The organism is Actinoplanes palleronii, from assembly GCF_016862315.1.
GTDB classification, from domain to species: Bacteria; Actinomycetota; Actinomycetes; order Mycobacteriales; family Micromonosporaceae; genus Actinoplanes; species Actinoplanes palleronii.
This window is the reverse complement of record NZ_BOMS01000161.1, coordinates 11,810-33,573: the sequence shown is the minus strand read 5'-3', so window position 1 is coordinate 33,573 and position 21,764 is coordinate 11,810. Positions and strand designations below refer to the sequence as shown.

General features: G+C 70.8%; 20 protein-coding genes and 1 pseudogene. 4 read left to right on the top strand and 17 right to left on the bottom strand.

Annotation, left to right across the window (positions count from 1 at the left end):
* Nucleotides 1-2: 2 nt before the first annotated feature.
* From Apa02nite_RS45020 to arc, 10 genes are all read right to left on the bottom strand, one after another.
* Nucleotides 3-1,463, bottom strand: a complete 1,461-nt coding sequence (locus Apa02nite_RS45020; protein ID WP_239165012.1) for a GGDEF domain-containing protein — start codon at nucleotides 1,461-1,463, stop codon at nucleotides 3-5.
* A 232-nt stretch (nucleotides 1,464-1,695) separates the two neighbouring features.
* Complete coding sequence (locus Apa02nite_RS45015) at nucleotides 1,696-1,899, bottom strand: hypothetical protein (RefSeq protein WP_203830606.1); 204 nt, start codon at nucleotides 1,897-1,899, stop codon at nucleotides 1,696-1,698.
* A gap of 84 nt (nucleotides 1,900-1,983) precedes the next feature.
* A complete protein-coding gene (pafA, locus tag Apa02nite_RS45010) occupies nucleotides 1,984-3,342 on the bottom strand; it encodes a Pup--protein ligase (protein ID WP_067699475.1) in 1,359 nt (452 codons plus the stop codon).
* 190 nt (nucleotides 3,343-3,532) lie between these two features.
* On the bottom strand, nucleotides 3,533-4,327 hold the full coding sequence (gene prcA, locus Apa02nite_RS45005) for a proteasome subunit alpha (RefSeq protein WP_203830605.1): 795 nt from the start codon (nucleotides 4,325-4,327) through the stop codon (nucleotides 3,533-3,535).
* Between the two features lie 32 nt (nucleotides 4,328-4,359).
* Nucleotides 4,360-5,202, bottom strand: a complete 843-nt coding sequence (gene prcB / locus Apa02nite_RS45000) for a proteasome subunit beta (RefSeq protein ID WP_067699479.1) — start codon at nucleotides 5,200-5,202, stop codon at nucleotides 4,360-4,362.
* A gap of 150 nt (nucleotides 5,203-5,352) precedes the next feature.
* Complete coding sequence (locus Apa02nite_RS44995; RefSeq protein WP_067699480.1) at nucleotides 5,353-5,568, bottom strand: ubiquitin-like protein Pup; 216 nt, start codon at nucleotides 5,566-5,568, stop codon at nucleotides 5,353-5,355.
* Between the two features lie 116 nt (nucleotides 5,569-5,684).
* Nucleotides 5,685-7,202 carry a depupylase/deamidase Dop gene (gene dop, locus Apa02nite_RS44990; RefSeq protein ID WP_067699482.1) on the bottom strand — a complete coding sequence of 506 codons (1,518 nt, stop codon included), beginning with the start codon at nucleotides 7,200-7,202 and terminating at the stop codon, nucleotides 5,685-5,687.
* A gap of 47 nt (nucleotides 7,203-7,249) precedes the next feature.
* Nucleotides 7,250-8,524, bottom strand: coding sequence for an acyltransferase family protein (locus Apa02nite_RS44985; protein WP_203830604.1), 1,275 nt, complete (start codon nucleotides 8,522-8,524; stop codon nucleotides 7,250-7,252).
* A 35-nt stretch (nucleotides 8,525-8,559) separates the two neighbouring features.
* Nucleotides 8,560-9,903: an acyltransferase family protein gene (locus Apa02nite_RS44980; protein ID WP_203830603.1), complete on the bottom strand. Its 1,344-nt coding sequence runs from the start codon at nucleotides 9,901-9,903 to the stop codon at nucleotides 8,560-8,562.
* 76 nt (nucleotides 9,904-9,979) lie between these two features.
* The gene (gene arc, locus Apa02nite_RS44975) at nucleotides 9,980-11,761 is read right to left on the bottom strand and encodes a proteasome ATPase (RefSeq protein ID WP_203830602.1); all 1,782 of its coding nucleotides are present in this window, start codon (nucleotides 11,759-11,761) and stop codon (nucleotides 9,980-9,982) included.
* A gap of 174 nt (nucleotides 11,762-11,935) precedes the next feature.
* On the opposite strand from arc, the gene Apa02nite_RS44970 reads away from it, so the two are divergent.
* A complete protein-coding gene (locus Apa02nite_RS44970; RefSeq protein WP_203830601.1) occupies nucleotides 11,936-12,223 on the top strand; it encodes a ferredoxin in 288 nt (95 codons plus the stop codon).
* Nucleotides 12,224-12,259: 36 nt separating this feature from the next.
* Here Apa02nite_RS44970 and Apa02nite_RS44965 read toward each other — a convergent pair whose 3' ends face one another.
* The 3 genes from Apa02nite_RS44965 to Apa02nite_RS44955 all read right to left on the bottom strand — a co-directional run bounded on the left by Apa02nite_RS44965 (nucleotide 12,260) and on the right by Apa02nite_RS44955 (nucleotide 15,081).
* The gene (locus Apa02nite_RS44965) at nucleotides 12,260-12,850 is read right to left on the bottom strand and encodes a hypothetical protein (protein WP_067699516.1); all 591 of its coding nucleotides are present in this window, start codon (nucleotides 12,848-12,850) and stop codon (nucleotides 12,260-12,262) included.
* A 65-nt stretch (nucleotides 12,851-12,915) separates the two neighbouring features.
* Complete coding sequence (locus Apa02nite_RS44960) at nucleotides 12,916-13,914, bottom strand: tRNA (adenine-N1)-methyltransferase (RefSeq protein WP_067699492.1); 999 nt, start codon at nucleotides 13,912-13,914, stop codon at nucleotides 12,916-12,918.
* Between the two features lie 15 nt (nucleotides 13,915-13,929).
* Entirely contained in the window at nucleotides 13,930-15,081 is a 1,152-nt protein-coding gene (locus tag Apa02nite_RS44955; protein ID WP_203830600.1) for a site-2 protease family protein, read from the bottom strand.
* Nucleotides 15,082-15,193: 112 nt separating this feature from the next.
* Between Apa02nite_RS44955 and Apa02nite_RS51665 the strand changes: the two are divergent.
* The 3 genes and pseudogenes from Apa02nite_RS51665 to Apa02nite_RS51655 form a co-directional block, all read left to right on the top strand.
* A pseudogene (locus Apa02nite_RS51665) lies at nucleotides 15,194-15,550 on the top strand (RecB family exonuclease); the annotation flags it as partial.
* Nucleotides 15,551-15,631: 81 nt separating this feature from the next.
* Nucleotides 15,632-16,642, top strand: coding sequence for a RecB family exonuclease (locus Apa02nite_RS51660; RefSeq protein ID WP_373873096.1), 1,011 nt, complete (start codon nucleotides 15,632-15,634; stop codon nucleotides 16,640-16,642).
* 540 nt (nucleotides 16,643-17,182) lie between these two features.
* Complete coding sequence (locus Apa02nite_RS51655) at nucleotides 17,183-17,842, top strand: response regulator (RefSeq protein WP_239165011.1); 660 nt, start codon at nucleotides 17,183-17,185, stop codon at nucleotides 17,840-17,842.
* 889 nt (nucleotides 17,843-18,731) lie between these two features.
* Here the strand turns inward: Apa02nite_RS51655 and Apa02nite_RS44940 are convergent.
* The 4 genes from Apa02nite_RS44940 to Apa02nite_RS44925 form a co-directional block, all read right to left on the bottom strand.
* Nucleotides 18,732-19,547, bottom strand: coding sequence for a DUF4097 family beta strand repeat-containing protein (locus Apa02nite_RS44940; protein WP_203830597.1), 816 nt, complete (start codon nucleotides 19,545-19,547; stop codon nucleotides 18,732-18,734).
* 41 nt (nucleotides 19,548-19,588) lie between these two features.
* Nucleotides 19,589-20,098, bottom strand: coding sequence for a hypothetical protein (locus Apa02nite_RS44935; RefSeq protein WP_203830596.1), 510 nt, complete (start codon nucleotides 20,096-20,098; stop codon nucleotides 19,589-19,591).
* Between the two features lie 80 nt (nucleotides 20,099-20,178).
* Nucleotides 20,179-20,814: an HAD family hydrolase gene (locus Apa02nite_RS44930; protein ID WP_203830595.1), complete on the bottom strand. Its 636-nt coding sequence runs from the start codon at nucleotides 20,812-20,814 to the stop codon at nucleotides 20,179-20,181.
* Between the two features lie 99 nt (nucleotides 20,815-20,913).
* A complete protein-coding gene (locus Apa02nite_RS44925; protein ID WP_203830594.1) occupies nucleotides 20,914-21,612 on the bottom strand; it encodes a neutral zinc metallopeptidase in 699 nt (232 codons plus the stop codon).
* Nucleotides 21,613-21,764: the final 152 nt, after the last annotated feature.

Below are 21,764 nucleotides of genomic sequence, written 5' to 3'. Positions count from 1 at the left end.
CGTCACGCGGCCGTGTGATGCTCCTCGGCGGACTCGATCCGGTTGCGGCCGCCGGCCTTCGCGCGGTAGAGCGCATCGTCGGCCCGTTGCAGCAGCTCGTCCGAGGTCTCCTCGCCGTCCCACACCGCCAGCCCGGCCGAGAACGTCTGCTCCTGCGGGGTCACCGCCAGCATCCGGCCCAGCACCGCGTGGCCCTCCGCCCCGTCCGCGCCGGGCAGCAGCACCACGAACTCCTCGCCGCCGAACCGGGCGATCAGGTCCACGTCGCGCAGCGTGCCGTGCCAGGCCGCGCTGGCCGCCTTGAGCAGCCGGTCCCCGGCCGGGTGACCGTACGTGTCGTTGAACAGCTTGAAGCGGTCCAGGTCGACGATCCCGACGGCGATCACCTGCTGGTCGCGGCGGGCGCGTTCCAGGGCGCGGGGCAGTTCGTCGTTCCAGGCCCGGCGGTTCGGCAGCCCGGTCAGCTCGTCCGAGCGGGCCAGCGCCCGGACCTGGCTGGCCTGCCGCTCCACCTCCCGGACCAGCCCGGACATCCGCGCCACCACCAGCAGGAACACCGAGGTGGAGCAGAGCACGATGCTCCAGCCGTTGACCACGTGACCGGCCTGGACCTGGCTCGCGAGCAGGGCCGGCGCGATCAGGGCGGCGCCGGTGAGCAGGACCAGCAGCCCGGGGCCGAGCCGGGCGGCCGGCTGGTCCTGCGCGGTCCGGCCCAGGCGGGCCGCGTCCGGGTCGAGCGCGGCGACCGCGAACAGCGCGAACGACGTCAGGAACACCGATTCGAGGACCCGGCCGAGCCAGGGCAGTTCGGCCAGGATGGAGTCGGCGCCACCCAGGTTGTCCAGCACCACCCACGAGCTGTCGCCGATCAGCAGCACGCCCAGCGCGGCGGCCATCGTCCAGAGCGCCGTGCCACGGCCGCCCCCGCCGCGCAGCAGCCGCGCCATCAGGGCGATCAGCAGCAGGTCACCGAGCGGGTAGGCGGCCTGGGTGGCGTGCGCCAGCCGGTCCATCTGCGACCCGATGTGCACCGGCTCGATCACGTAGACCCAGGCGAGCAGGCCGACCCCGGTGGTGATGGTGGCCGCGTCGATCACCGCGGTCCAGTTGCGCCACTCGTCGCGGCGGCGGATCAGCAGGGCGATCCCGGCGGCGCAGGCCGGGTAGAGCCCGAGGAAGAACGGGTCGGCCGGGGTGGGCAGCGAGACCAGGCCCCAGACGTCCTGGGCGACCCGGGCCACCCCGATGCCGGTGGCGTTGCAGAACACGCCGGCGGCGAAGAACCACCACGGCGTACGGTCGCGGCGCGACAGCCGGCGCGCGCCGAGCAGGATCGCGGCGGCGGCGGACCAGCCGACGCCGACCTGCCAGCCGGCCGACCACCAGCCGGTGTCCGGCAGGAACTGGTAGGCCACGATCGCGACGGCAGCCAGCAGGGCGAACCGCCCCCGGGTGATGCTCACCGGTCCAGCAGACGGCATCGGAGTTGCAGCCCGGGGGTAATCCGATGCGCGTTTCGGAGCTCCGGGTCGTCATGCGGCTACCGGGGGTGACCGCAACCACCCGCGGACGTCGCCCCGGAGGGCTTCGCGTTCTGGACGCGCCAGCGGCCAGCGAAGCCCGCAGGGGTCCCGGCGGGAGCGGCGGTCCGCACCACAGCGGACGCACGACATCCTGAATTTGATCTTGGTCGTGCTACGTCGTGATGATCAGGTACAGCCAACCGGCCACGAGCAGGCCGAGCACCGTGGCCATCAGCCAGGTCGGGACGATGTGCCGGCCGCGGCGGGCCTGCTGGACGCCGTAGCGGATGCGTTCCCGGCGGCGGTCGGCACGGTTCGGGCGGGCGCCGCTCCCGGGGCCGGGCGGGCCGGACTGGTCAGGGTGGGTCGATGTCATAGCCCGGCCAGCGTAGCTCTCACCGGCCGCCGGACGATCAGCCGGTCGGGGCCCGCCGACGAGATGATCGGCGGGCCACTCCCGTCACATGCTGGCGATCAGGCGTTCCACCCGCTCGTCGTAGGCGCGGAACGGGTCCTTGCAGAGGACCGTGCGCTGCGCCTGGTCGTTGAGCTTCAGGTGCACCCAGTCGACGGTGAAGTCGCGGCGCTTCTCCTGGGCGTGCTTGATGAACTCGCCGCGCAGCCGCGCCCGCGTGGTCTGCGGCGGGGTCTCCTTGGCCTCGTAGATCTGCAGGTCGTTGGCGATCCGGTCGACCTGCTTACGCTTCTCCATCAGCGCGTAGAGGCCGCGGCCGCGGCGGACGTCGTGGTAGGCCAGGTCCAGCTGGGCGACCCGCGGGTGCGACATCGGGATGTCGTGTTTCGCCTGGTAGCGCTCGATCAGCTTGTACTTCGACACCCAGTCGATCTCCCGGGAGACCGCGTCCAGGTTGCCGGACTCGACCGCGTTGAGCACCCGGCCCCACAGCTCGACGACCCGCTTGGCGACCGGGTCACCGCCGCGGCGCTCGACGAACTCGGTGGCCTTCGACAGGTACTCCTGCTGGATCTCCAGCGCGGAGACCTCCTTGTTGTTCGCCAGGCGGATCTTGCGGCGCCCGGTGATGTCGTGGCTGACCTCGCGGATCGCCCGGATCGGGTTCTCCAGGGTCAGGTCGCGCATCACCACGCCCGCCTCGATCATCCGCAGCACGATGTCGGCGGCGCCGACCTTGAGCAGCGTGGTGACCTCGTTCATGTTCGAGTCGCCGACGATCACGTGCAGGCGGCGGTACCGCTCGGCGTCGGCGTGCGGCTCGTCGCGGGTGTTGATGATCGGGCGGCTGCGGGTGGTCGCGCTGGAGACGCCCTCCCAGATGTGCTCGGCACGCTGCGAGAGGCAGAAGACCGCGCCGCGCGGGGTCTGCAGCACCTTGCCGGCCCCGCAGATGAGTTGCCGGGTCACCAGGAACGGGATGAGCACGTCGGCCAGGCGGCCGAACTCACCGTGGCGACTGACCAGGTAGTTCTCGTGGCAGCCGTAGGAGTTGCCGGCGGAGTCGGTGTTGTTCTTGAAGAGGTAGATCTCGCCCGCGATGCCCTCGTCGTGCAGACGCTTCTCCGCGTCGACGAGCAGGCCCTCCAGGATCCGCTCGCCGGCCCGGTCGTGGGCGACCAGGTCGGTGACCGAGTCACATTCGGGGGTGGCGTACTCCGGGTGGGAGCCGACATCGAGGTAGAGGCGGGCGCCGTTGCGGAGGAACACATTGCTGCTGCGTCCCCAGGACACCACTCGGCGGAACAGGTAGCGGGCCACCTCGTCCGGGGACAGCCGCCGCTGGCCCTTATAGGTACACGTGACTCCGTACTCGGTCTCGAGGCCGAAAATTCGCCGTTCCATGACGAAACACTAGCCGCATCCGAGTCGCATTGGCAGCCACCACGGGGCCTCAGTAATCGGGCCCGGCATCACGGGTGGTACGCGCGGGCACACCGATAGCCACGATCGAGACCCGCGGACGTCAGCGGTTCCCTGCCGGGCGAAACGGCGGTGGGCGCGGCTTTTGCGGCCGCGCCCGTCGCCTGAATCGTTACTCGGTGTCTTCCGAGGCGGCCGACTCGGTCGGCTTGCTGTCGCCGTGCGCGGGCGGTGCCGCGTCGGTCTCGCCGAGGTCGGCCTCGGGCACCTGCTCGTGCCCGAGCAGCGTGGTCAGCACCGAGTCGGCGAGCCGCCGGAACGTCCGGCCGGTCCGCCGCCGGTCCAGCACCGCGACCTCGAGCGAGGAGGCCCCGAGGGTGCGGGTCTGCCCGTTCTCCCCGCCGACACTGCCCAGGGCCTCGGCGGCCAGGGCGAGCGCGGTGGGCAGGTCGGCGTTGACGTCGTGCCGTTCCTTCAGCACGGTGGAGATCGCCTCGGCCTGCCCGCCCATGGCCATGAAGCCGGGCTCGTCGAGCGCCGAGCCGTCGTACATGATCCGGTAGAGCTCGTCCTGCTCCGGGGCCGCGCCGACCTGCGCGATGCAGATCTCCACCTCGTACGGCTTCTGCGTCTCCGAGAAGATCGCACCGAGCGTCTGGGTGTACGCGTTCGCCAGCGCCCGCCCGGTGACGTCGCGCCGGTCGTAGGTCAGACCGGTCATGTCCGCCATCCGCACGCCGGCCCGGCGCAGGTTCTCGAACTCGTTGTACCGGCCGACCGCGGCGAACGCGATCCGGTCGTAGATCTCGCTGATCTTGCGAAGGGTGGTGATGTTCTCGGCGACCAGCAGGATGCCGCCCTCGTAGGAGAGCACCACGGCCGAGCGGCCGCGGGCGATGCCCTTGCGGGCGTACTCCGAGCGGTCCCGCTGGACCTGCTCGGGCGATGCGTAGAACTGCATGGCCACGGGTGGCTACTCCTTCTCGTCCGTAGAGCGGATCAACCGCCCGGGTTCTCCATGCGTCCGGTGACGACCTGCTCGGCCACCGCACCGATCTCCGCGTCGCTGAGCCGGGTGGTGCCGTTCGCGGTCGCCGACATGACCACTGGGAAGATCTTGCGGATCAGGTCGGGGCCACCGGTGGCGGTGTCGTCGTCCGCGGCGTCGTAGAGCGCCTCGACCGCGAGCCGGACCGCGTCCTCGGTGCTGACGCCCACGCGGTACTTCTTCTTCAGCGCGGACTTGGCGAACAGCGAGCCGGAGCCGATCGCCTCGTAGCCGGTCTCCTCGTAGAGGCCACCGGCCACGTCGAAGCTGAAGATCCGGCCGGGGGCGATCCCGTCGGCCGGCGCGAGGTCGAAGCCGGCGAACAGCGGGACCACGGCCAGGCCCTGCATGGCCGCGCCCAGGTTGCCGCGGACCATCGAGGCCAGCCGGTTCGCCTTGCCGTCGAGCGAGAGCATGGCGCCCTCGGTCTTCTCGTAGTGCTCCAGCTCGACCTGGAACAACCGGATCAGCTCGATGCCGATGCCGGCCGTCCCGGCGATGCCGATCAGGGAGTAGGCATCCGCGGGGTGGACCTTCTTGATGTCCCGGCTGGCGATCAGGTTGCCCATGGTCGCCCGGCGGTCACCGGCCATCACGACGCCCTCGGCCGTCGCGATGGCGACGATCGTGGTGCCGTGCGGCGCGACGTCGCCGGCGGACAGGCCCGGCGGCAACGGGCGCCGGCCGGGCAACAGCTCCGGGGCGGCCGCGCTCAGGAATTGCACGAAGGAGGACGTCCCCGTGTTCAGAAAGATATCCGGTAGCCGCCCGGATGGATCAAAACCCGTCGCCACGTGGTTCCTTTCAAATGCGTCATCGCCGCGGCGCGGAAGACCGCCGCATGCGGGTTACAGCACCTTATCGCGATCTTGGATGTCGTCCGCAATGCTGCAACGGGCGCCCTCGCAGGCGCCCGGCAGGGTGTGGCTAAACGGACACAACCGTCACTGGCCGCCCTTTTGGACATAGCCCCTGACGAATTCTTCCGCGTTCTCCTCGAGCACGGAGTCGATCTCGTCCAGCAGATCGTCGACGTCCTCGGTGATCTCCGCGTGCCGCTCGGCTACCTCGGGGTTGGCCTCAACGGTGACGTCCTCGATCTCCTGATCGCCAGAGCTCCGGTTGCTCTGCGACTGACCACCTGTGTCGCGGGTTGCCATGGGTGTCCCCCTTCAATGCCGGCCAACGGCTCAAGCCACCCGAAGTCCTGCAACATCGGGTACGAAAAACCTACCTCGCCCCTGTGACGAAACGCGCCGCCGCAACGGGTGTTTTATTACCGACTCGTGATCACCTCGAGCAGGTCCTTCGCACTCTCACAGGTGTCGAAGAGCCCGCCGACGTGCTTCTTGGTGCCACGCTCCGGTTCCATCATCGGCACCCGGACCAGCGACTCCCGGCCGATATCGAAGATCACCGAGTCCCAGCTGGCCGCGACCACCTCGGAGGCGTACTGCGCCAGGCAGCGGCCGCGGAAGTAGGCCCGGGTGTCCTCCGGCGGCTCGTACATCGCGCGCTGGGTGTCGTCCGGGTCGAGCAGGGTCTGCATCGAGCCCCGGGCCACCAGGCGGTGGTAGAGGCCCTTCTCCGGCCGGACGTCGGCGTACTGCAGGTCGACGAGCTGCAGTTTCGGCGAGGACCAGGTCAGGCTCTCGCGGTCCCGGTACCCCTCCAGCAGGCGCAGCTTGGCCACCCAGTCGAGCTGGTCGGAGAGCAGCATCGGGTCGCGGCCGAGCTTGTCGAGCACGTCCTCCCAGCGCTGCAGCACGTCGACGGTCTGCTCGTCGGCGTCGTCGCCGTACCGCTCCTGGACGAACGCGTGGGCCCGCTCGTAGTACGCCCACTGCAGGTCCAGCGCGGTGAGCTTGCGGCCGTCGCGCAGCCGCATCAGGTGCTTGAGCGACGGGTCGTGGCTGACCGCCTTGAGCTCGCTGACCGGGTCGGCGATGCCCAGCTCGCCGGTGAACACCTTCTCCTCGATCATGTTGAGCACCAGCGCGGTGGTGCCCATCTTGAGGTAGGAGGCGATCTCCGACAGGTTCGCGTCGCCGATGATCACGTGCAGGCGGCGGTACTTGTCGGCGTCGGCGTGCGGCTCGTCGCGGGTGTTGATGATCGGGCGCTTGAGCGTGGTCTCCAGGCCGACCTCGACCTCGAAGAAGTCGGCGCGCGACGACATCTGGAAGCCCGAGCCGCTGCCGTCCTGGCCCAGGCCGACCCGGCCGACCCCGGTGAAGATCGTCCGGGTGACGAAGAACGGGGTCAGGTGCGAGACGATGTCGGCGAACGCGGTCTGCCGGCGCATCAGGTAGTTCTCGTGCGACCCGTACGACGCGCCCTTGTTGTCGGTGTTGTTCTTGTAGAGCTGGATCCGGTGCGCGCCGGGGATGGTGGCGGCCCGCCGGGACGCCTCGGCCATCACCCGCTCGCCGGCCTTGTCCCACTTGACCACGTCGAGCGGGTTGGTGCACTCGGGAGTGCTGTACTCCGGGTGCGCGTGGTCCACGTAGAGCCGCGCGCCGTTGGTCAGTATCACGTTGGCCAGGCCCAGATCCTCGTCGGCCAGGGCCTCGGCCGGATCGTAGGCGGCGCCGGAATAGGTGAACCCGCGCGCGTCGCGCAGCGGGGACTCCTCCTCGTAGTCCCAGCGGGCCCGGCCGTTCCGGTTGAGCTCCGGACGGGCGCCGTAGGCGTTGACCACCTGGGAGGACGTGACCATCGGGTTGGCGCCGGGCTGGCCGGGCACCGAAATACCGTACTCGACCTCGGTGCCCATAATCCGTCGAACGCTCATGCGACCACCCTGTCCGCCACGAAGCTACGCCTGCTCATGAATCGAGACTAGACGCTCTCACGTTGCATTCCGAAGCTGCCCGTGCGCGGAATGCCACCTTCCGTGGTCGTGTCGATCATCGGAGTGTCCGGGCCGAACCGGGTGTCCAGGTGTCGCTGCACCCGTCGGCCCAGCTCCTGCCCGGGACGTTCGACGAGGTGGTGGGCGGTCCAGGCGACCACCAGGGTGCCCGCGACGAACACGCCGCCGATCGCCGCCGGGTGACCGGGCAGCAGCCGGGACGCCACCACGAGCACCGGCATGTGCAAGAGGTAGACCGGAAAACTCACCACGCCGAGCCAGGTCAGGAAGCTCGGCGCGGCCCGGTTCCGGAGCAGGAAGGCGATCGCGAAGGTGGCGGCGACGGCGGCCGCGACCGTACCGTTGCGCAGCAGCGACGTCCCGTCCCGCAGCCACTGGTCGATCCCGACGGTGACCAGCACCAGGGTCAGCGCGGCCGCGGCGCCCGGGCGGCCGATCTGCCCGTACTGCACCCGGTACACGACCGTGCCGGCGAACATCACCGCCAGCAGCAGCACCGCACCGCCGGAGCTGCCGGCGCTCGCCCACTTCGTCGGCTGGCCGTTGAGCAGCGGCAGCAGCACCGTCGCCACCCCGGCCACGCCGACGATCAAAACCGGCGAGCGACGACCCCGGAGGTACGCCAGCAGGCTGCCGGCCAGCACCAGCACGAGCAGCCCGGCGGCGATCCGGCGCTCGTGGAATCCACCGGTCAGCAGGCCGGCCGGCAGGTGCCCGCCGAGCACCAGCACGGTCAGCGCCAGCCCGGCGGCCCACCCCGCGCTGTCCCGGTGCCGCCGCCAGGCGAACAGACCCGCCACGATCAGGTAGAACACCATCTCGTACGAGAGTGTCCAGAACGGACGCACCACCCCGCGCAGCCCGAGCAGGTCGGTCAGCATGGTGGCGTGCCCGAGCGCCGACGCGACGGTCTCGTCGTGCACGGTGGCGTGCAGCCGCTGCCAGCCGCACGCCGCCAGGAGCAGCCCGATCCCGATGGCCAGCAGGTACGCCGGGTAGATCCGGAACACCCGGCCGACCCAGAACCGGCGCAGCGACCCGTGCCGTTCCAGCGACATCGGGATGACGTACCCGCTGACCAGGAAGAACAGCAGGACGCCGTACCGGCCGAGGTCGAAGTGCCGGAAGACCGCCATGTGCCGGTCCTGCCCGATCAGCACGGGACTGAGGTGGAACAGGGCGACCACCGCGGCGGCGTAACCCCGGAGCGCGTCGAGCCAGGTCAGGCGGTTTCGGATCACAACCGGTCAAACGAGGACCGCCCCGGCGGGCAACGTCAGGTCGCCGCGGGGACCGGGGCCGTGCTCTCCGCCCGGGGCGCGGGCACCGCCGGGCTCGCCGGGGGCCGGCGCCACTGCTCCGGGCCGAGCCGGGCGTCCAGGTAGCGCTGTACCCGTCGGCCGAGCTGCTGACCGGGCAGTTCGACGTACCGATAGGACAGCCACGCCGCACCGAGCGCGACCGCGAGAATCAGGACGACCGTGCCGGCCCTTCCCGGCAGACTGTCCAGCGCCGTGTCCGGCAGCACGTTCACGACCGCGTTCACCGCGAGCTTGTGCAGCAGGTAGAGCGAGTAGCTGACCGCGCCGAGCCAGGTCATCACGTGCGGCACCGGCCGGTGCCGCACCGCGAACGCGATGCCGAAGGCGACCGCGACCGCCACCGCGGTGGTGCACCATTTGTACAATTCGAACCGTCCGCCGACCTGCAGCCAGGTGTTCAGCCCGACGCCGACGGTGATCGCCGTGAGCAGCGGGAACGCCACCCACCGGCTGATCTGCCCGTGCTGGGTGCGGTAGATGACGGTGCCGGCGAACATCACCGCGAGCATGAAGGCGGCCTGCCACGACGAGTTCGTCGAGGCGCCCTTCGACGGGTGGCCGTTGAGCAGCGGCAGCGCCACGAAGCAGAGCCCGGCCAGACCGGCCGCCAGGACCGCCCAGCGCAGCCCGGAGAGGTACGCCACCAGGCTCGCGCCGACCAGCAGGGCCAGCACCAGGGCCAGCATCCGGTGGTCGGCCATGCCGGACCCGAACAGGTTCTTCGGCAGCGCCGTGCCGACCAGCACCGACGTCAGCAGCAGCCCGGCCGCCCACAGGGCGCTGAGCCGGTGCAGACCCCAGACGAACAGGCCGACCACGACCAGGTAGAACGTCATCTCGTAGGACAGCGTCCAGAACGGCCGGAGCAGGCCACGCCCGCCGACGAACTCCTGCAGCATGGTGGCGTGCCCGAGCACCCCGGTGACCGTCTCCCGGCGCAACGCGCCCGGCACGGTGGTCATCCCGGCCAGCACGAAGCCGGCGAAGACCACGATGCTCAGCAGGTACGCCGGGTAGATCCGGAACACCCGGCCGACCCAGAACCGGCGCGGTGAGCCGTGCCGCTCCAGCGACATCGGGATGACGTAGCCACTGACCAGAAAGAACAGCAGGACGCCGAACTTGCCCATGTCGAAGTAGTGGCCCAGGACCGCGTGGTTCGCCGCGCCGATCGCGTACGGGCTGACGTGGAACAGCACGACGACGAGGGCAGCGAAACCACGGAGAGCGTCCAACCAGCCCAGACGCGGCGCCGCAGGGGGAGTGTTCACCGGCGCGTTCATGATCGTTGAAGTCATAGCCGACACACAGTAACCGGGGGCGGGCGAATACTCGCCCGCCCCCGCCGATCACTTTCTGACTACAAAATGACCGTTACAGATACTGGCCGGTGTTGCTCGCGGTCTCGATCGACCGTCCGGCCTCCGCGCCCTTGCCGCCGGAGACGAGCGTGCGGATGTAGACGATCCGCTCGCCCTTCTTGCCGGAGATGCGGGCCCAGTCGTCCGGGTTGGTGGTGTTCGGCAGGTCCTCGTTCTCCCGGAACTCGTCGACGCAGCTGTCCAGCAGGTGCTGGAGTCGCAGGCCCTTCGTCCCGGAGGTGAGGAACTCCTTGATCGCCATCTTCTTGCCGCGGTCCACGATGTTCTGGATCATCGCGCCGGAGTTGAAGTCCTTGAAGTACAGGACCTCCTTGTCACCGTTGGCGTAGGTGACCTCGAGGAAGCGGTTCTCCTCGGTCTCCGTGTACATCCGCAGCACGGTCGCCTCGATCATCGCGGCGACGGTCGCAGCCCGGTTGTTGTCGTGCTCCTTGAGGTCGTCCTCACTGAGCGGCAGCTCCGCCAGGATGTACTTGGCGAAGATGTCCTTCGCCGCCTCGGCGTCCGGACGCTCGATCTTGATCTTCACATCGAGACGGCCGGGGCGCAGGATCGCCGGGTCGATCATGTCTTCCCGGTTCGACGCGCCGATGACGATCACGTTCTCCAGGCCCTCGACACCGTCGATCTCGCTGAGCAACTGGGGAACGATGGTGTTCTCCACGTCGCTGGAGACGCCGGAGCCACGAGTCCGGAAGATCGAGTCCATCTCGTCGAAGAACACGATCACCGGGGTGCCCTCGCTGGCCTTCTCCCGGGCCCGCTGGAAGACCAGGCGGATGTGCCGCTCGGTCTCACCCACGTACTTGTTCAGCAGCTCCGGGCCCTTGATGTTGAGGAAGTAGCTGGTGTGCTTCTCCTCGCCACGCCGCTCGGCGATCTTCTTGGCCAACGAGTTGGCCACCGCCTTCGCGATCAGGGTCTTGCCGCAGCCGGGCGGGCCGTAGAGCAGGATGCCCTTCGGCGGGCGCAGCTGGTGCTCCCGGAACAGATCGGCGTGCAGGAAGGGCAGCTCCACCGCGTCGCGGATCTGCTCGATCTGCGAGTGCAGGCCACCGATGTCGGAGTAGTCGACGTCGGGGACCTCCTCCAGGACGAGCTCCTCGACCTCACTCTTCGGGATCCGCTCGTACGCGTACGCCGAACGGGGCTCGATCATGAGCGAGTCACCGGCGCGCAACTTGGCGACCTCGAGCGAGTCGGCGAGGAAGACGATCCGTTCCTCGTCGGCGTGCGAGACCACCAGCGCCCGGTCGCGGATGCCACCGGACGGGTTGTCCAGGACCTCCTTGAGCAGGACGACCTCGCCGGTGCGTTCGAACCCGAACGCGTCGACGACGTTGAGCGCGTCGTTCAGCAGGACCTCCTGGCCCCGCTGCAACTCGTCGGTCGCGAGCGACGGCGAGACCGCCACCCGCAACTTACGGCCGCCGGTGAACACGTCCACCGTGCCGTCCTCGTGGGCCGACAGGAACACGCCGTAGCCGCTGGGCGGCTGGGCGAGCCGGTCAATCTCTTCCTTGAGAGTGACGATCTGAGCTCGGGCTTCCTTGAGGGTCGCCACGAGCCGCTCGTTGTTCTCGGTCACTCGGGAGAGCTGCGCCTGCGTTGCCGCGAGCCGTTCCTCGAGCTGCCGGACGTGTCGGGGGCTCTCGGTCAACTTCCTCCGCACCAGAGCGAGTTCCTCTTGCAGGAACGCGACCTGACTTGAGAGATCGTTGGCTTCCTTCTCCCATCGTGCGGCGCGGGAGTCCGCTTCGTCGCTACGTGCCACGTCCCACCTCCCCGGGGGGCTCGAACGTTATGGCTCAACACTAGCTGTTGCGGAGCGGATTTCATCCCATGCAACACCCTCGTCACCGACTCTTGATCGATTGGTGCGACCACCCATGAGCCGGTCGGCCAGGGTTCGGGTACGTTTCCGGGCAACCAGTTGTGGGAGGTAGGAGTGTCAGCAGACACTGATGAGCTGCAGGTCTGGATCGATCAGGACTTGTGCACCGGTGACGGACTCTGCGTCCAATACGCTCCGGAGGTCTTCGAGCTGGACATCGACGGCCTGGCGTATGTCAAAGACGACACCGGTGAGTTGTTGCAAACCACGGGCGTGCGGGCCGGCGTTCCGCGCCATTTGCTTCTCGAAGTCATCGACTCCGCGAAGGAATGCCCGGGTGATTGCATCCACGTCGTCCGCACCGCGGACGACGTGGAAGTCGCCGGCCCTGAGGCGGTGTGAAGCACATCGCCGCCGATGAATGAAAGTGAATGATTCTCAGAGGGTGGGGCGGCCCACGAGGGACGCCACCACCCGGGAGAATTCCTCCAACCGGGCGATCTGACCCGGCCCTCCGTCGTCCAGGGTCTTGCCGAACCGCAGCGCGTCGTGCCGCAGCGGGGCCCGGCCGTCGTCCTCGGCCAGCCCGGGCGGCGGCACCGCGTCGTCCACCGAGCTGAGCAGCAGGTAGACGTCGATGCTGTCGACCCGGGCCTGCCCGGTGGTGGTCCGGGTGAGCCGCCGCCGGCAGCCCACCTCGGTGATCGTGGACAGCGGCACCACCCGCAGCGACGAGGTCATCGAGCCGACCGGCCCGTCGCCGGGCGCCACGTCCTCACCGTGCCAGAGCACCAGCCGGCTGCCGTCGCAGACGACGACCTCCTGCCAGACCCCGTTCACCTCGTTGACGAAGCGTTCCAGCGTGAAACAGAGCACCGAGGCCCCGCGCAGCACCCCGAACAGCGCCTCCAGAGCCACCTCGGGGTCGCGCAGGTAGGCGCGTGCCGCCGAGTCCAGATCGGGATAGGGCGACCAGTCCGGGAACACCGCCGGCATCTCGTTGCTGCCACCGAACGGCGGAGAACTCATCGCGCCCACTCCCCTGTCCTCCCATCGACGTCCTCGGAGGAAGTTACCGGACTCGGCGAGCCCGGTCACTCCCCGGAGGTGTCGTCCTGATCCACGCCTGCCACTGCCTGCGGTTCCTCGTCCGCCTTCGCCGCCTCGCGCTCGGCGGTCGCGGCGAGCGCGGCCTGCGCGGCCCGCTTCAGCTGGTACGCCTCGGCGCCCTTGCTCGGCTTGCGGCGCCGCACCGGCGCGGTGACACCGGGTGCCAGCTTGCGCGACGACACCAGGAACGCGGTGTGCGCGATCATCCGGTGGTCCGGGCGGACCGCCAGGCCGTCGGCGTGCCAGTCCCGGATCAGCGACTCCCAGGCCCGCGGCTCGGTCCAGCCACCGCGCTCGCGCAGCGCCTCGACCAGCTCGGACAGCTGCGGCGTGGTGGCCACGTAGCCGAGGAACACGCCACCGGGGATCAGCGAGCGCTCGACCATCGCGAGCGCCTCCCACGGGGTCAGCATGTCCAGCACGATCCGGTCGAAGCCGGTGATGTCGTTGTCCGCGACGTCGCCGTCGTGCAGGTGCCAGGCCGGGTGCGGGCCGCCGAAGAACGCTTCCACGTTCTTGCGGGCGATCGCCGCGAAGTCCGGGCGCAGCTCGTAGCTGTGCACCTCGCCGCCGGCGCCGACCGCGCGCAGCAGCGAGCAGGTCAGCGCGCCGGAGCCGGCGCCGGCCTCGAGCACCTTGGCACCCGGGAAGATGTCGCCCATCGCGACGATCTGCGCCGCGTCCTTCGGGTAGATCACCTGTGCGCCGCGCGGCATGCTCAGCACGTAGTCGCTGAGCAGCGGGCGCAGCGCCAGGTACTGGGTGCCGCTGGTCGCGGTGATCACACTGCCGTCCGGCAGGCCGATCAGCGCGTCGTGCTCCAGCGCGCCGCGGTGCGTGTGGAACGCCTTGCCGGGCTCGAGCACGATCGTGTGCATCCGGCCCTTCGGGTCGGTGAGCTGGACGCGGTCACCCGTACGGAACGGGCCGCCGTGTGCCGGCACCTGCTCGTCGACGGCAGCGGTGTCGGGGATCGTGGTCAATGACTCTCTCTCAGTTCAGGTCCGTTGCGCCCGTCGCGGTTCGAGGACGGCCGCGACGTCGGCGACCCGCAGGACGCCGATGACATCCTCGCCTGCCGTCACCAGGTACTGCGCACCCGGGTGGGCCTGCAGCGCGCGGACCACCTGTTCACCGGTGAGTCCCACCGGCAGGGTGGTCAGCGCGTCACGGGAGCGCGACACGCTGTCCACGCTCACCCAGGGCCGCCGGTCGACCGGCACGCGCTCGGCGGCGACCGGGTCGACCAGCGCGGTGAGGCTACCCGCCGAGTCGGCGACCGCGAGCACCACGTCCGGCCGGGGGTCCTCGGCCCGGCGCCGCTGCGCCTCACCGAGCGGCGTGCCGGCCGGCACCGACAGCAGCGGCCGGGCCAGCTCACCCAGGTCGATCAGCGGGAACCGCCCGGTCATCCGGCCGAGCCGGATCGACTGCCCGGCGCCGTGCCACAGGGTCAGCGTGACCAGCAGCACGAACACCATCCCGAACAGGGTGAGGATGCCCAGCTGGAACAGCAGCAGCACGACCACGGCGGTGCTGAAGGCGATCACCCGGCCGGCCCAGCCGGCCACCACCGTCGCCCGGTTGCGGTCCCTGAACAGCGCCCACAGCCCGGCACGCAGCGCCCGCCCGCCGTCCAGCGGGAGCCCGGGCAGCACGTTGAAGACCGCCACCAGCACGTTGCTGACCGCCAGCTGGAACGCGATCTGCCCGGGCACGGTGTCCTCCGGCAGCGCCAGCGCCGCACCGGTGGCCACGCCGCCGAGCAACAGCGACACGGCCGGACCGGCCAGCGAGACCAGCGCGTCGACCCGCGGGGTCGGCGCGTCCCGATCCATTTCGGTCCAGCCGCTGAGCAGCTCCAGGGTGATCCGCCGCACGCCGATGCCGTTGCGCCGGGCGATCAGCGCGTGGCCCAGCTCGTGCAGCAGCACCGAACCGAGCAGGCACACCACGAACCCGAGGCCGACCAGGTAGGCCCAGGGCTGCCCGAGACCCAGCTCGGCCTGCGCGTAGTTGCCGTAGACCACCGTGACCAGCGCCGCGAGCAGTAGCATCGAGGCGTTCGCGTGCACCGGGATGCCCAGCACGTGACCCACCGGCCGGCCGCCGCCGGGCGCCGGGGGCCGCTGCGTCGCACTGTCGTCCATCCGGTGAATGCTACGGATCCCGCGCCTGTCGTGTGGATCACGATGCCGGCGTCCACCGGGCGCCCGGTGGCGTGCGAGGTTTTCGTCGTACCTCTGGCCTAGCCTGGCTGGCATGACGGCACAGACGGTGTTCCCTCCCCCACAGCCCGGCCCCGGCGGTCCGGGCCCCTCCCCCGCGACGTCGGCGGGGCGTCCGGGCCTGGGAGATCGGCCGGCCGGGCCGTCGCTGTCACCGTCACGGGCCGCCGATTTCAAGACCTGCCCGCTGCTGTTCCGCTTCCGCACCATCGACAAGCTGCCCGAGCAGCCCTCCGCCGACCAGGTCCGCGGCACGCTGGTGCACGCCGTCCTGGAGCGCCTGTTCGACCTGCCCGCCGCCGACCGGACCCCACAGGCCGCGGCCGCCCTCGTCGCGCCGGAGTGGGACCGCCTGCTCGCCCACGACCCGCGCCTGGTCTCGCTGTTCGCCACCGAGCCCGCCCCACGCCCCTCCGCCGCTCCCGGCCCGCTGTCCACTTCCGGTCAGCCCACCTCCTCCGCTTCCGGCCCGCTGTCCACTTCCGGTCAGCCCACCTCCTCCGCTTCCGGCCCGCTGCCCGCATCCGGTCCGCTGTCCTCCGGCGCCGCCGCTTCCGGTACGCCTTCGTCAGCCCCCGCCGGTGAGCCCGCGGCTGTGTCGTCTCCCCTCGGCGACCCCGCGGCCGGGGCGGCTCCCGCCGGTGGCCCCGCGGCCGGGGTGGTGAGCGCCGGTGACGTGGCGGCCGTTGCGTCGCAGGGTGCCGTCACGGCTGTCCCGCCGCTGGTCCGTGACCCGGCGGCGGTGGCGGCGGAGGTGGACGCGACCGGGCAGCTCGCGCTCGTCGACGCCCCGCCCGGCGCCGCCGAGGCCGCGCGGCTGGCCGCCTTCCTGTCCAGCGCCGGCGACCTGCTCCCGGGCTATTTCGCCGTCGAGGACCCGCAGCGCCTCGAGCCCGCCGAGCGGGAGACCCTGATCTCCACGATGATCGGCGACGAGCTGCTGATCCGCGGCTACATCGACCGCCTCGACATCTCCCCGGCCGGCGACCTGCGCGTGGTCGACTACAAGACCGGCGGCGCCCCGCGCGAGGCGTTCGAGGGCCGCGCCCTGTTCCAGCTGAAGTTCTACGCCCTGGTGCTCTGGCGCACCCGCGGCGTCGTCCCCCGCGTGCTGCGCCTGCTGTACCTGAAGGACGCCGAGGTCCTCGACTACAGCCCGGAGGCCGACGAGCTGGAGCGTTTCGAGCGCACCCTGGTCGCCCTCTCCCAGGCCGTCGAACGCGCCAAGAGCACCCAGGACTTCCGCCCCAAACCCAGCCGCCTCTGCGGCTGGTGCAACCACCAGGCGTTCTGCCCCGAGTTCGGCGGCACCCCACCGCCGTTCCCCCAGTCACCCACCGCCGGCCTCCCCGCCGACTCCGAACCCGACCGCCTCTCCCCCGCCGTCCTCTCCCTCACCCCCGTGCCCCCGTCAGCCCCCACCCCCACCACGCTGCCCCCCGCAGCCCCTTCCCCCTCCTCCACGGACGACCCCGTTGCCTGACCACCCGCCCCACCCCCGCACCCCGCCCCCACCCCGGCGGCACATCCCGGCGCACCCTCATCCCCCGGGCACCCACACCCCCGCGCCGCACCCGCCCCAGGCCGGGCGCCCGCGAGTCGCACGGCTGGTCCGCGCTCGATGAGACCGATTCGGCTGCTGCTCGCAGACGCCTCGGCCCTGCAGCGAGCCGGGCTGCGAGCCGCCCTCGCCGAAGCCACCGCCGGTGGCACACCGCTCCCGAACCCCCCGACCGCCACCAAGGTCGACACAGCTGGCAGCACCACGGCAGGCGGCAGAGACCCCGCCGGCATCGGCGACCCGGCCGGCAGCAGCAACCCGACCGATCGCACGAACCCGACAATCGACCCGAAACCGGCAGGCAGCGGCGGCCGCGCAGGCGCTGGTGGCCCGGCGGGTGACACCAGCCCGGCAGGGGTTGGCAGCCCAGCGGGGGTTGGCAGCCCAGCGAGCCTCGGCAACCCGGCAGGGGTTGGCAACCCGGAGGCGGTTGGCAACCTGACCGGCATTGCCAACCCGGCGGTGGCCGGGAGCCCGGCAGGCGTTGGCCGCCCGGCGGACGGTGGGGTCTGGGGTGATGGCGAGCGCCGGGCCGAACTGATCGTCGCGGGTGAGACCGGCGACGGGGCGGAAGCGCTGGAACTCGCCCGGCGGCTCTCGCCGGACGTGCTCATCGCCGACGTGGCGCTGCCCCGGATGGACGGTATCGCGGTCGCCCGGGCGATCGCCGGGGCGCGACTGCCGGTGCGGGTGCTGCTGCTGACCGCGCGGGACAGCGACGAGCAACTGTTCGAGGCGATCACCGCGGGCGCCGCCGGTTACCTCTGCAAGGACGCACCGCAGGAGGAGCTGATCGCGGCGATCCGGGCGGTCGCGGCGGGCGGCGCGGTGGTCACCCCGCAGGTACTGGCCCGGGTCCTGCCCCGCTTCGCGGCGACCCTGCCCGCCGTCGCCGACACCAGCACCATCGTCGCTCTCCGCACGCTGACCGGCCGCGAACGCGAAGTGCTGATCCACGTCGCCCGCGGCCGCACCAACGCCGAGATCGCCGCACTGCTGCAGGTCAGCGAGACCACGGTGAAAACCCACGTGGGTCACATGCTGGCCAAACTACGCCTACGCGACCGAACCCAGGCCGTCGTCCTGGCCTACGAAACCGGCCTGATCAAACCCGGCACCTGACCAACCCCACCCCAGCCTGACCCGGCTCAACCCCAACCGGCTCAACCCCAACCGGCTCAACCAGCCCGGCCCAGTCCGGCGTGGTCCAGCCCGGCCCAGTCCGGCGTGGTCCAGCCCGGCCCAGTCCGGCCGCTGCTCGGGTTCGCTCGTAGCCGCCGTCGGCCCCGGCCGGACGCCAGGCCGGCGGGGCGCTGATGTCGCCACCGAGGGCCGTCGTGCCGGTCAGGCCGGGATCGGGACCGGGCGGCGGAAGACCGCCCTCGGCACCGGCAGGACTGCAGAAGCACTCACTCCGCACCGGCAGAGCGGCAAAACACACGCTCGGCCGGCTTCAAATTCGGTTGCAGCACGCGACCGGGGTCACGTGTGCGTCCGCCGCCCGCACAGGGACGGCAGCAGGACGCGATACCGCAACGCGGACCCCCACCGCCCGCCCGGGGGCGACGAACGCACGCGATCGGTCATCGCGCACCCATGCCGCCCCTCCCCGCCGGGAAGGAGCACGCATCGCGCCCAAACCCCCACGCAAGCGCCAACCCCCGATGCGTGTGAAGTTCGGGTGCGGACCGCACCGTTACTTAACACACAAACCCCCAACCCACGACACGTGTGAAGTTTCGGCGCGGACCGCACCACTACTTCACACACAAACCCCCGACCCCCGATGCGTGTGAAGTTCGGGTGCGGAGCGCACCGTTACTTCACACACAAGCGCCCGGCCCGCGAGGCGTGGGGAGTTTGGGTGCGGAGCGCGCCACTACTTCACACACAAGCCGCCGGCCCGCGAGGCGTGGGGAGTTTGGGTGCGGCGCTGGCTGTCGGGTCGGTGGTGGCCGAGACACAGCGGGGGTCGCCCGGGCCAGGGCGGGTGGGCGTGGGCTGACTGGGGTCAGGCTGCGATCGGGGTGGTGGCGCGGTGGATGCGGATGTCGCCGCTTGCGGTGCGGACCCGCAGTTCCAGGCCCGGGCCGCCGGCTGCCGGGGTGGTGTCGCCGTGTGACGGGAGGTCCGTGCTGCTGCGGCCGGCCGCGGTGTTCAAGTCGAGCCACACCCCCGTGCCCGGCGCGACGCCGACCGTGACGTCACCGGAGGCCGTACGAATGCGGGCCCGCCCCTGAGACAGCGAGCCGACAGCGATCGCGCCGCTCGCCGTGCCGGCCTCGAGCGAACCGCCCCCGGAACCCACGGTGATGTCGCCGCTCGCCGTGCCCGCGGTGACGTCACCGATGACGTCGCCGGCGCGGATCCGGCCCGAGGCGGACTTGAGGAACGCCGAACCACCGACCCGGCCGACCGAGAGGTCACCGCTGGCCGTGCTCAGGCGCACGTCCCCGGCGGCGTCGGCGACGTGCCCGGCTGCCGAGGCGAGCTTCAGGTTCACGTCGTGGAACCGGCCGGCGGCCCGGACGTCCGCGGCCGCGCTCTCGCCGGTCAGGGTGCTGCCGGCCGGGATCCGGGCGGTGATCCGCAGCGCCGGGGTCCGCCGCAGGCGCCAGCGGTCCTGGTGCGGAACGGCCACCACCAGGGTGTCGCCCTCCAGGACGACCCGGGTGTTCTCGGCGGCGTGGCGACCCGCTTCGGAGTCGTCGATCGGGATCACTTCGACGCGGATCGTCTCGTGATGGCCGGCGTCGATCTCGACGGTGCCGGCCATGGCGCGCAGGGCGACGGTGACCGGCTCGGCACGGTCGAACTCATAGTTCATGATCTTCTCCTGACAGTGGAACCGAGGAAGGAAAGAGCAGCTCAGGCCTGGAAATAGCCGGTAACGCGCTTGCCCGACCACGCACCGCCCACCGGCGGCACCGGCGTCGCGGGCCGTGGGGTGATCGCCGTGGTGACCGCCCGGACCAGCCAGGCGTTGACCGAGACACCCTCGGCCGCGGCGGTCTGCTCGACGTGTGTCTTCAACGCCTCGGGCATCCGCAGGGTGAGCCGGGCCAGATCGCCACCCTCGACCGGCGGCAGCGGCAGATCCGGGACGGCGGGTTCGGTGAGATCCGGAGCGGGCGCGGCGATCCGGGTGACGACCAGGTCGGCGTCGCGACCGCGCAGGCGCACCTCGACGGTGGCGTCGGTGAGCCGGGTGGTGATCTCCGCGGCGGCGTCGGAGAGCGCTTCGAGCAGCGCCAGCCGCGCGGACGGTTCGAGGGAATGACTCAGCAGCTCGGCGGCCCGGAGAATCTCCGGGCCGCCTGGCGCGGCGGTTGCGGCGAGATCGGCCCGCAACCCTTCGAGGTACGGCGTCAGGTCCATGACTCCACTATGACGTCATTGATGACGTCACGCAAGGAGAAAATGACGCCAGGAGCGGAAGGAGAAATGACCCAGGAACGTCAGGCGCGCAACGAAGCGAGGAACGGCACGTCGACCCCACCCAGCGACGACCGCAGGTGCACCCCGGCAGTCGGCGGCAGCGCGACATCCGACGGCACCGCCAGCACGATCGCCCCCGCCGCCACCGCACTGCCCACCCCGCTCGGCGAGTCCTCGATCACCACGCACTCCCCGATCGGCACGCCGAGCAGCCCGGCCGCCGTCAGATAGGGCTCCGGATCCGGCTTCTGCCGCGCCACCTCGTCACCGCAGACCACCACGTCGAAGTTCTCCGCGCCGAGCGTCTTGAGCGCCAGCTCGGCCAGCCGCCGCTCGGTCGAGGTGACCAGCGCGGTCGGCACGCCGGCCGCCCGCACCGCGTGCAGCAGCTCGCGCGCGCCCGGCCGCCACTCCAGGCCGTCGGCGAACAGGTCGGCGACCCGATCGGTGAGCCAGGCGACGTCCTCGGCGTAGGGCCGGTCCGGCTGCCCCAGGTCGTCCCGGAACAGCGCCATGCTGATCGGCATGCTGGTGCCGACCATCGCGAGCCGTGCGGACGCCGAGAGCCGGCCGCCGGCGCGCGCGGCCAGGTCGTCCAGCGCCACACCCCACAGCTTCTCGCTGTCGACCAGCGTTCCGTCCATGTCGAAGAGCACTGCGGTGGGTCGTGTCGCGCTCAGCGGAATCTCCCGGGGTCGAGGGGTCGGATGAGCCCTCATTCTCCGGGTGCCGCCCGGACCGGTCGACGCAACGTTTCACAGGTCACAGGACTTGAGCGAGTTGTTGTACCCGTTGGCGAACGCGTTGATCCGCTGCTGCGCCGAGCCGTGCGAGCCCTCGGCGAACCAGGGCTGGCCGGGCGCGTCCCCGACCGACTCCAGCCCCGAGGCGAGTTCCTCGGTGTCGCCCTTGGCCAGTTCCAGCGCCCCGCCGCGCGCCTCGTCACCGATGTACGCCCCGGCCATGCAGTCGGCCTGCAGCTCCTGCTGGATGGTGAACTCCTTGTTGATGCCGAGCCGGGCCTGGATGCCGTGCGCGTACTCGTGGCCGAGCAGGTAGAACAGGAACGCGTCACCGATCTGGCGGAACACCCCGAACGCCCAGTTCACGTCGTACGCGATGAAGTCACCACGGGAGCAGTACGCCGCGTTGTTCAGCGGCAGCGGGTCACTGCCGCACGCCACCTCGCCCTCCCGTTCGTACGGAATGAGCTCCCGCACCGGCTGGAACGTCTCGCCCATCTGGTCGAAGACCTGCTTCCAGTACTGCTCGGCGACCGCCTGGGCGGACTTGATGTCCTTGGCGAACTCCTCGGGCGTGTCGGTGCCGTCCAGGTCGACAGTGGCTGAGGTCGCCGGGGCCGGCCCGGAGGTCGGGTCGTCGTCGACGGGTGGGAGCGCCCCGCACCCCGCGAGGAGGAGCAGTACCAGGAAAGCGGCGATCCGAGCGGTCATGACGGTCCTCCAGAGGGCCGGGGATTCCACGGTAGACGCCAAGTCCCCCCGAGCGACGGTCGGCAAAACGTCACTAGCACTCAGGGACAACCCTGAATCGACCTAAGTGGCCTCCCCCAGCGGAAACTCCGCGTCGGACTACTCCACAGGGC